The organism is Rhizobacter sp. P3_B12 (genome assembly GCF_056402895.1).
The window spans coordinates 1-8,745 of sequence record NZ_JBFUGN010000175.1; the positions used below are offsets into that span (position 1 = coordinate 1).

Genomic DNA, 8,745 nt, shown 5'->3' on the forward strand with positions numbered 1-8,745 from the left:
AACCACGGCCACGCGGCCGGCGACCGGGTGCTGAAGATCTTCGCCGACGCCGCGCAGGCCGCGCTGCGCGACACCGACGTGCTCGGGCGCTGGGGTGGCGAGGAGTTCCTGCTGATGCTGCCGTCGACGCCGCAGGCGCAGGCGCTGCAATGCGTCGACCGGCTGCGTGCCGGGCTCGCGGCGGCCCCGTTCGACGCCGTGGCGCCGGGGTTGCGGCTGACCTTCTCGGCCGGGTTGAGCACCTGTGCCGACGGCGAGGCACTGCAGGCCGCGATCGAGCGGGCCGACAAGGCGATGTACCAGGCGAAGCTGCGCGGACGCGACGGCACGGTGGTCGGCTGATTCCTGCCGAACTCCGCTGAACTCTGCTGAAGTCTGCTGACATAGGTTGTCAGCATCCCCGGCGCAGCATCACCCTCCCCAGAGACGAGGAGATGCCCCGATGACCGTGATGACGCTGGAGCGCCCGGCCCGTGCCGCGGCTGCTGACACGATTCCGTCCCCTTGTGCCATCGTCGAGCTGCGGCGCTATGCGCTGCACCCCGGCCGGCGCGAGACGCTGATCGAGCTGTTCGACCGCGAGTTCGTGCACACGCAGGAAGACTGCGGCATGCGCGTGCTGGGCCAGTTCCGCGACCTCGATGCGCCCGACGATTTCGTCTGGCTGCGCGGTTTCGCGAACATGGCCGAGCGGCGCGAGGCGCTGGCCGCGTTCTACGGCGGCCCGGTGTGGCAGCGGCACCGCAACGCCGCCAACGCGACGATGCAGGATTCGTCGAACGTGCTGCTGCTGCGCAACGTGCAGACCGCCGCGACCCATGCGGCACGGCCCGGCATGCTGCTCGCGGTGGTGTGCGCGCTCGATGCCCCGGCCACGCCGCAGCTGGTGCAGCGCTTCGAGCACGAGGTGCGGCCGTGCCTGGTGGCCGCCGGCATGGAGGTGCAGGCGGTGCTGAAGACCGAGCACGCCGTCAACGACTTCCCGGCACTGCCGGTGCGCACCGACACCGAATCCTTCGTGTGGATCTGCCGCTTCGACAGCGTGGTCCACCAGCTCGACTGCGCCGACCGGCTGTTCACCTCGGCGATCTGGCGCGATGCGGTGTGGCCGCGCTGGCTGTCGCAGCTGCGCGCGGCCCCGGAGATGTTCCGCCTGCAACCCACCGCCGGCTCGGCTTGGCGCTGAGCGCCTTTCACCGGAGAACACGATGAGCTACACGCTGGACCGCACCGGGCAACCGGACGACTTCGATTTCCTGTACGGCCGCTGGCAGGTCGAGAACCGGTGCCTCGCGACGCGCACGCCGGGCAGCACCGACTGGCAGGAGTTTCCGTCGGTGCTGGCGTGCGAGCCGCGCCTCGGCGGGGTCGCCAACGTCGAACAGATCGACTTCCCGACCCAGGGCTGGTCGGGCATGACCCTGCGCCTGTTCGATACCGCGAAGCGTCAATGGTCGATCTACTGGGTGAACAGCCGCAGCGGCATCCTGTTTCCGCCGGTGCATGGCGGCTTCAGCGGCGACCGCGGCGAGTTCTACGGCGAGGATGAAGACAACGGCCGCAAGGTCTTCGCGCGCTTCCTCTGGCAGCGCCAGGGGCCGGATGCGGCGCGCTGGGAGCAGGCCTTCTCGCCCGACGGGCTGGAGTGGGAAACGAACTGGACGATGCAGATGACGCGCGTGCCTGCCTGAGTTCGGCCCTCAGGGGCTTCGCTCGAGGTGCTCACGCAGCGCTTCGTCGCGGCCCGGGACGAAGTCGAACGCCACGCCGCCCTGGCCGACCAGGGCGGCATTGCCGGCGCCCTCGCCCGGGATCCTGACGTGCAGCGGCACCCACTGCGCCGTCAGGTTCTCCAGCGCACCGGCCCAGGTGCCGCCACTGCCCAGGGCGGCATCGATCACCAGCGCCCGGTCGGCCAACGCGTAGATGTACTTGTTGCGCGCCATCGCGTTGCCGGCCAGGAACCCGGCCTCCGGCGGGAAGGGCGAGGCCAGGACCAGGCGGCCGGCCTGCAGGCCGGCCCGGTTCGATCGGCCGACGCTCGCCTTCAACAGGTCGTTGGCCAGCACGCCGACGGCATGGCCGCCGGCCTCCACCGCGCCCTGCATCGCAGCGCTGTCGACGCCGCGGGCACCGCCCGACACGACCACCATTCCCTCGCCGGCACAGGCAGCCGCGATGCGGCGCGTGAAGTCGAGCGCCGCTTCGGAGGCATCGCGCGAGCCGACGATGGCCAGTCCCCCCAGTTCCAGCAGCTCCTGGCGGCCCGCACCGTACAGCAAGGGCGGCGCGGCGTGCTTCAGCCGCCGCTTCAGCGCCTTCGGGTAGGCGGCATCGCCCCGCGAAATGACCCACAGGCCGGCACGGCTCCATCGCTCCAGCGCCAGGGCCATCGCGGTGCCGYGGGCCAGCAGGAATTCGAGGCGGGGGCGCTCGAATTCGATCTCATGCACACCGTCCAGCTGAGCGCGCCCCGCGGCGGCCAGCAGGTCGGCAGGCCGCATCCCGCGCTGGTTCAGCCAGGGGGCGAACGCCGCCCAATCGCGCATCGACAGCGGCTCGAACGGCTCCTGCCGCTCGCCGCCGAACCGCCCGCACAGCAGCAGCACCGCTTCGCCGTCCGCACTCATGCCCTGAACGCTCATGGGGTCGCTACTTCGCCGCGGTGAGGGCCAGCGCGAACGGATGGACGGCCGCCGTTCCCGCCTGTCGCAGCAAGGCCGCCGCGAGCGTCAAGGTCCATGCGGAATCGACGAGGTCGTCGACCAGCAGCACGGCGCCATCGGTGCCCGGCTGCGGCTCGATGGCATACGCGCCATCGAGGTTGTGGCACTGGTGGAAGCGGTTCTCCATGTCTCTCTGGGGCTGCGTCTCGCGTGACTTCGAAATGACCGGCCGGAACGGTACCCCCAGCGCCCCGGCGAGCCGCCTGGCGAAGTCCGGCACGAGTTCGGGATGTCGCATCGACGGAACACAGGTCACCCAGCCGATCCGTGCAGCGGCCGGCCACCGGTGGCGGATCATGTCTGCCGACGCCTCGACCAGCTCATCGTCGAAGCGGCCCTGCGCCTTCCCGCGCGCCACCAGCTGGCCCCACACCGGCTCGCCCCAGCGCGACAGCACCCGCCCTTCTTCGCCCCGCAGTGCCGGCGGGATGGTCGGCTTGCTCCAACCATGCTCGGCCTGGTACTGCGGCAGCGCCGCGATGTCCCACTGCTTCTTGAGCTCCAGCGGCATCTCGCTGCGCCTGACGAAGCGCAGCGCCTCGATCAGCGTGGCGCGCTCGATCTCCAGCGGCAGCACGGGCCGGCCGAGGCACACGGCGCAGCGCCCGCACGCAGCTGCCCCGACGTCATCGAGCGCCTCGGCGAGGAACCGCATCAGGCAGCGCTCGTTGGCGAGGTAGAGCTTCATCTGCGCCCACTCTTCCTCGCGCTGCCGCGTGAGGTGCGCAATGCGCTCCTTGTCGAGCCGGAACGGCTGCGCGGTGCGGTACCACGCGCCATCGATGCGCAGCACCGGCGAGTCCGGCTCGACCACCAGCAGCTTCAGCACCTTCTCGATCTGCGACTGCCGCAGGTTGACGGCCCGCTCCAGCGCGCGAACGCTCAGCCCCCCGTCGGCTGCCTCCAGCGCACCGAGGATCCGGTCGACCTGCCATTCCGGCGGGAACGCGGCATCGCGGAAGTATTCGTTGATGTCCTCTTCCTCATCGCCCGACAGCAGCACGCCGCAGGCCGCGGCGATCGCCCGGCCGGCCCGGCCCACCTGCTGGTAGTAGGCGACCACGTTGCCGGGGGTCTGGTAGTGGATGACGAAGTGCAGGTCCGGCTTGTCGTAGCCCATGCCGAGCGCCGTGGTCGCGACCAGGCATTTGAGGTCGTTGGTCAGCAGCGCCTGCTCCATCGCCTGCCGCTCGTCGTCGGGCTTGCCGGCGTGGTACGCGCGTGCATCGATCCCGCGCAGCTGCAGCCACTCGGCCACGCGGTCGGCATCGCGCGTGGTCAGCGTGTAGACGATGCCGCTGCCGGGCAGCTGCGGAATGCGATCTGCCAGCCACGCCAGCCGCTCGGCCGCGCCCGGCAGGCGCATGTTCTGCAGCGCCAGGCTCTCGCGCAGCAGCGGCCCGCGCTGCACGACCACGCCGGTGCCGAGCTGGGCCGCCACGTCCTGCGCCACGCGCCGGTTGGCCGTGGCCGTGGTGGCGAGCACCGCGATGTGGGCCGGCAGGCGGGCCAGCACCTGCCCGACGCGCCGGTAGTCGGGCCTGAAATCGTGGCCCCAGTCCGAGATGCAGTGCGCCTCGTCGATCACCAGCAGCCCGATGCGTGCGGCGATCGGTTGCAGGGTGCCGCTCACGAACTCGTCGTTGGCGAGGCGCTCCGGCGAGATCAGCAGCAGGTCGACGTGGCCGGCCAGCAGTTCGCTGCGCACGGCCTCCCAATCGTCGCGGTTGGTCGAGTTGACGCTGAGCGCCTTCAAGCCGAGCCGGTGCGCCGCCTCGATCTGGTTGCGCATCAGCGAGAGCAGCGGCGAGATGATCAGCGTGACGCCGGCGCCCTGCGCCCGCATCAACGTGGCCGCGACGAAATACACCATGCTCTTGCCCCAGCCGGTGCGCTGGACGCAGAGCACCTTGCCGCGCTGGTTCACGATGTGGTCGATGGCCTCCCACTGTCCGTCGCGGAAGTCCGACGCCGGCTGGCCCATCGCCACCCGGAAACAGCGCAGTGCCTCGGCTTCGACGACCATGTGTGCTGCTCCCGGCGGGTGCCCGGCCAGTCCGGGCGCCGGGTCAGTGTAGCGACGGGCAACAGCGCATCAGTTCACGACCAGGACTTCTGCAGAAGCCGGCGCGCGACATCGGCCGCGCCGGCGTCGCCCGTCATGTGCGCGCGCACGATCGCGCCCTCGACGATCAGCAGCGCATCTTCCGCGGCGCGCTCCGGCTGCGGGTGGCCGCAGCGTCGCGCCAGCGCGAGCAGGCAATCCTGCAGCTCGTCCTTGTGGCTTTGCACCACGCTGATCGCCTCGCCCTGCGCCGAACCTTCGGCCAGCGTGTTGATGAAGGCGCAGCCGCGGAAATCCGGCTCCTCGAACCATTCGCGCAGCACCTCGGCCGCGCGCTCCATCGCCGGGCCGGCGGCTTCGCAGCGCGCCTCCAGCCTGCCCGTGAACCAGCTCATCCAGCGCTCGTGCCGCAAGCGCAGGAAGGCCAGCACCAGGTCGTCCTTCGACGGGAAGTGCCGGTAGAACGAGGCCTTCGCCACCTGCGATTCGGCAATCAGCCGGTCGATGCCGACCGCGCGGATGCCGTCGGCGTAGAAGAGGCGCATCGCTGTCTCGAGGATGCGCTGACGGGGTTCGAGCGGGGCCGTGGCGTTCGTCATGGCCCGCAGTTTAACAGACAGATCTGTCTGCCTCAAGATGCGGCACGTAGACAGACCTGTCTACACAACGAAACTGCGTCAGTAAACAGGAGCCCCCATGGAAACACCCCGCCCGCCGCTGCCCCCGTTCACCGAGGAAACCGCTCGCCAGAAGGTCCGCCTGGCCGAAGACGCCTGGAACAGCCGCGACCCCGACCGCGTCGCCGCCGTCTACACCGAGGACACGCGCTGGCGCAACCGCGCCGAGTTCCCGGTCGGCCGCGAGCAGGTGCGCGCCTTCCTGCAGCGCAAGTGGGCGCGCGAGCTCGACTACCGGCTGATCAAGGAGCTGTGGGCCTTCGGCGGGCCGCGCATCGGCGTGCGCTTCGCCTACGAGTTCCGCGACGATTCGGGCCAGTGGTTCCGCAGCTACGGCAACGAGAACTGGGAGTTCAACGCGCAGGGCCTGATGGAGCGCCGCTACGCGAGCATCAACGACCTGCCGATCCAGCCCGGGCAGCGCCAGTTCCACTGGCCGCTCGGCCGCCGCCCGGACGAGCACGCCGGGCTCAGCGAGCTGGGGCTGTGACGGCAGCGGCCGCAGGCGCGGCCTTCGGCTTGCGGAACACGATCACGTTGCCGGCCATCACCAGCACCAGCCCGAGCAGCGCCGGCGCCGTCCACTGGTAGCCCTCGACCCAGGCCGACACGTTCAGCGCGACCACCGGGAACAGCACGGTGCTGTAGGCCGCACGCTCCGGCCCGAGGCGGCCGACCAGCGTCAGGTAGGCGGTGAAGCCGATCACCGAGCCGGGGATCGCGAGGTACAGCAGCGCGCCGACGTAGGTGGGCGACGGATCGAAGGYCCAGCCGACGCCCGCGACGCCGCAGCCGAGCGCCAGCATCGATGCGCCGATCAGCATGCCCCACGCGTTGGTGACGACCGGCGCATGGCCCAGCGCCTGCAGGCGCGTCGACAGCATGTTGCCGGCCGAGAAGCACAGCGTGCCGGCCAGCCCGAGCGCGAGGCCGGTCAGCGTGCCGGGCGACGCATCGTGGCGCGTCAGCTCCGGCCAGAACAATGCCGCCAGGCCCAGCATGCCGAGCGCACTGCCGGCCAGCACGCGCGGCGCGAGCGGCCGGCCGAGGAAGACCCGCGCGTTGAACGCATTCCACACCGTCGCGGTGGAGAACAGCACCGCGACCAGCCCGCTCGGGATGAAGCGGCTCGCGTGCAGGAAGCAGATGAAGTTCAGGCAGAACAGGCACACGCCCTGCGCGGCGATCAGCTTCATCGCGCGGGCATCGGGCCGCTTCAGCCGGCCGGTGATGGCCAGCCAGGCGAACAGCACCGCGGCGGCCAGCGCGAAGCGGTACGCGATGGACCAGGGAATCGGCACGACGCCCAGTTGCAGTTTCAGCGCGATCCAGGTCGTGCCCCAGATCAGCACGGTGAGCACATAGAGGAACAGGTTCATGCCGGCAGTGTCGGGCGGGCAACGGCGCCGGAGTTGCACAAAACTGCGGTTTGATCGCCGCGCCCGCCCGCTCGCGCGTGGGCGCGGCTACAGTGGCGGCACCATGGCTGCTGCCGACCTGACCCGCCACGAGGTGTTCGRCGTGCTGACGCACTCGCGCGCCCGGCTGCTGCGCAGCGCCGTGCTGGGCGACGGGCTGGCCGCCGCGGTGTGGCGCAACGCGGCCGACGCGACGCGCTACAGCCGGCCCTCGCACCACACGCTGTCGCTGTACCTGAGCGGCGGTCACCACACCTGGCGGCACGAGGCGCCCGCGCTGCGCGGCGAGCCGGGCCGGCTGTGCGTGATGCCGGCCGGCCACGAATCGCGCTGGGTGGTGGGGGGCGAGCAGAGCTTCGTGCACCTGTACTTCGACGAGGCGCAGCTCGCGCCGCTGGCGGTGCGGCTGCTCGACCGCGAACCGCGCGAGGTGCAGGTGCCCGACCTGACCTTCGTGGCCGACGCCGGCGTGGCCGCGCCGCTGCACGCGCTGGCCCTGCTCGATTGGCACGACCCGCAGGCACGGCTGCAGGCGAATGCCCTGGGGCACGAGGCGTTGGCCGCGCTGCTGGTCGCGCACGCCACGCGCGGCCACCGCGCGCCGCCGCGCGGCGGGCTGTCGGCCAYCGTGCGCCGGCGGCTGGTCGAGTGGACCGAGGCGCGGCTCGGCGAGCCGCTGACGATCGGCGAGATGGCCGCCGTCGCCGCGCTCTCCGAGCATCATTTCGCGCGCATGTTCCGCACTTCGTTCGGCATCGCGCCGCACGCCTGGGTGCTGTGGCTGCGCATCGAGCGGGCCAAGCAGCTGCTGCGGCATTCGGATGCGCCGCTCGACGAGGTGGCGCGGCAATGCGGGCTGGCGAGCGCGAGCCACCTGGTGAACCGGTTCCGGGCGCGCACCGGCGTCACGCCGGGACAGTACAGGCAACTGCGCCGGCAACTGCCTCGGCAACTGGCCTAGAATCCACCCGCTTGTCGGGGTGCCGAGGATGCGAATCCAAGGCTGAGAGGGCTTCAGTGCCTAACCCGTTGAACCTGATCGGGGTCATCCCCGCGTAGGAAACAGCACTCGGCCACCGGTCCCATCTGCTCACCGCAGGGCACGGTCTCCCAGGCAGGCACACCACCTCTGGAGACCGCATGGCCAAGCAAGCATCCTCCGTCGACACCGACGAGCTCTCCCGCCGCATCACCCGCACGCCGTTCGCCGGCTCGCGCAAGATCTACCTCGACGGCAGCCGCCCCGACCTGCGGGTGCCGTTCCGCGAGATCGCGCTCTCCGACACGCTGGTGCAGCAGCCGCACGGTGAGCCGCTGCGCGAGCCGAACCCTCCGCTGCGCGTCTACGACCCGTCGGGCCCGTACACCGACCCGCAGGCCGCGATCGACATCACGCACGGCCTGCCGCCGCTGCGCCGCGCGTGGATCGCCGACCGCGCCGATTCCGAAGCCCTGCCGCACATCAGCAGCGCCTACGGCCGCACCCGGCTCGACGACCCGGCGCTGGCCGCGCTGCGCATGGCGAACCCGCCGCTGCCGCGCCGCGCGAAGGCCGGCGCCAACGTCTCGCAGATGCACTACGCGCGCCGCGGCATCGTCACGCCCGAGATGGAGTTCATCGCACTGCGCGAGAACCTCGTGAAGGCGCAGCTGCGCGAGCGCCTCGCGACCGAGCGCCTGCCGCAGCGCGGCCACCCGTTCGGCGCGGCGCTCGTGCACGACATCACGCCCGAGTTCGTGCGCAGCGAGGTGGCGCGCGGCCGCGCGGTGATCCCCTGCAACATCAACCACCCCGAGAGCGAGCCGATGGTGATCGGCCGCAACTTCCTCGTGAAGGTCAACGCCAACATCGGCAACTC

Annotated in this window: 10 protein-coding genes and 1 riboswitch; of the genes, 6 read left to right on the forward strand and 4 right to left on the reverse strand. The window is 71.1% G+C overall.

Annotation, left to right across the window (positions count from 1 at the left end; all coding sequences use genetic code 11):
- The 3 genes from AC1D01_RS12120 to AC1D01_RS12130 all read left to right on the forward strand — a co-directional run.
- Window positions 1-342, forward strand: a 342-nt coding sequence (locus AC1D01_RS12120) for a GGDEF domain-containing protein (protein ID WP_477866457.1), incomplete at its 5' end; no start/stop codon positions are given.
- Between the two features lie 100 nt (window positions 343-442).
- On the forward strand, window positions 443-1,186 hold the full coding sequence (locus AC1D01_RS12125) for an NIPSNAP family protein (RefSeq protein ID WP_477866459.1): 744 nt from the start codon (window positions 443-445) through the stop codon (window positions 1,184-1,186).
- Between the two features lie 22 nt (window positions 1,187-1,208).
- Window positions 1,209-1,691 (forward strand): hypothetical protein, encoded by a 483-nt coding sequence (locus AC1D01_RS12130; protein ID WP_477866461.1) that lies wholly within the window; start codon window positions 1,209-1,211, stop codon window positions 1,689-1,691.
- Between the two features lie 9 nt (window positions 1,692-1,700).
- On the opposite strand, the gene AC1D01_RS12135 is transcribed toward AC1D01_RS12130, so the two are convergent.
- The 3 genes from AC1D01_RS12135 to AC1D01_RS12145 form a co-directional block, all read right to left on the reverse strand.
- Window positions 1,701-2,630 (reverse strand): DNA-processing protein DprA, encoded by a 930-nt coding sequence (locus AC1D01_RS12135; RefSeq protein WP_477866463.1) that lies wholly within the window; start codon window positions 2,628-2,630, stop codon window positions 1,701-1,703.
- A gap of 22 nt (window positions 2,631-2,652) precedes the next feature.
- On the reverse strand, window positions 2,653-4,752 hold the full coding sequence (locus AC1D01_RS12140; protein ID WP_477866465.1) for a RecQ family ATP-dependent DNA helicase: 2,100 nt from the start codon (window positions 4,750-4,752) through the stop codon (window positions 2,653-2,655).
- Between the two features lie 74 nt (window positions 4,753-4,826).
- On the reverse strand, window positions 4,827-5,390 hold the full coding sequence (locus tag AC1D01_RS12145; protein WP_477866467.1) for a TetR/AcrR family transcriptional regulator: 564 nt from the start codon (window positions 5,388-5,390) through the stop codon (window positions 4,827-4,829).
- 97 nt (window positions 5,391-5,487) lie between these two features.
- Here AC1D01_RS12145 and AC1D01_RS12150 point away from each other — a divergent pair, with 97 nt between their 5' ends.
- Entirely contained in the window at window positions 5,488-5,958 is a 471-nt protein-coding gene (locus AC1D01_RS12150) for a nuclear transport factor 2 family protein (protein ID WP_477866469.1), read from the forward strand.
- Here the strand turns inward: AC1D01_RS12150 and AC1D01_RS12155 are convergent.
- Window positions 5,939-6,847: a DMT family transporter gene (locus tag AC1D01_RS12155; protein ID WP_477866471.1), complete on the reverse strand. Its 909-nt coding sequence runs from the start codon at window positions 6,845-6,847 to the stop codon at window positions 5,939-5,941. The two genes, AC1D01_RS12150 and AC1D01_RS12155, sit on opposite strands and share 20 nt — an antisense overlap.
- A 103-nt stretch (window positions 6,848-6,950) precedes the next feature.
- Here AC1D01_RS12155 and AC1D01_RS12160 point away from each other — a divergent pair, with 103 nt between their 5' ends.
- Window positions 6,951-7,847: an AraC family transcriptional regulator gene (locus AC1D01_RS12160; RefSeq protein ID WP_477866473.1), complete on the forward strand. Its 897-nt coding sequence runs from the start codon at window positions 6,951-6,953 to the stop codon at window positions 7,845-7,847.
- 5 nt (window positions 7,848-7,852) lie between these two features.
- Window positions 7,853-7,965: riboswitch (TPP riboswitch) on the forward strand.
- Between the two features lie 61 nt (window positions 7,966-8,026).
- Window positions 8,027-8,745 (forward strand): phosphomethylpyrimidine synthase ThiC (locus AC1D01_RS12165; protein ID WP_477866475.1); only part of this gene is annotated, 719 nt, incomplete at its 3' end.

What these genes read in the sequence shown, in the direction of transcription:
- AC1D01_RS12140 (WP_477866465.1), bottom strand. Translation starts at nt 4,752, where the DNA reads ATGGTCGTCGAAGCCGAGGCACTGCGCTGTTTCCGGGTGGCGATGGGC.
- AC1D01_RS12150 (WP_477866469.1), top strand. Translation starts at nt 5,488, where the DNA reads ATGGAAACACCCCGCCCGCCGCTGCCCCCGTTCACCGAGGAAACCGCT.
- AC1D01_RS12125 (WP_477866459.1), top strand. Translation starts at nt 443, where the DNA reads ATGACCGTGATGACGCTGGAGCGCCCGGCCCGTGCCGCGGCTGCTGAC.
- AC1D01_RS12145 (WP_477866467.1), bottom strand. Translation starts at nt 5,390, where the DNA reads ATGACGAACGCCACGGCCCCGCTCGAACCCCGTCAGCGCATCCTCGAG.
- AC1D01_RS12130 (WP_477866461.1), top strand. Translation starts at nt 1,209, where the DNA reads ATGAGCTACACGCTGGACCGCACCGGGCAACCGGACGACTTCGATTTC.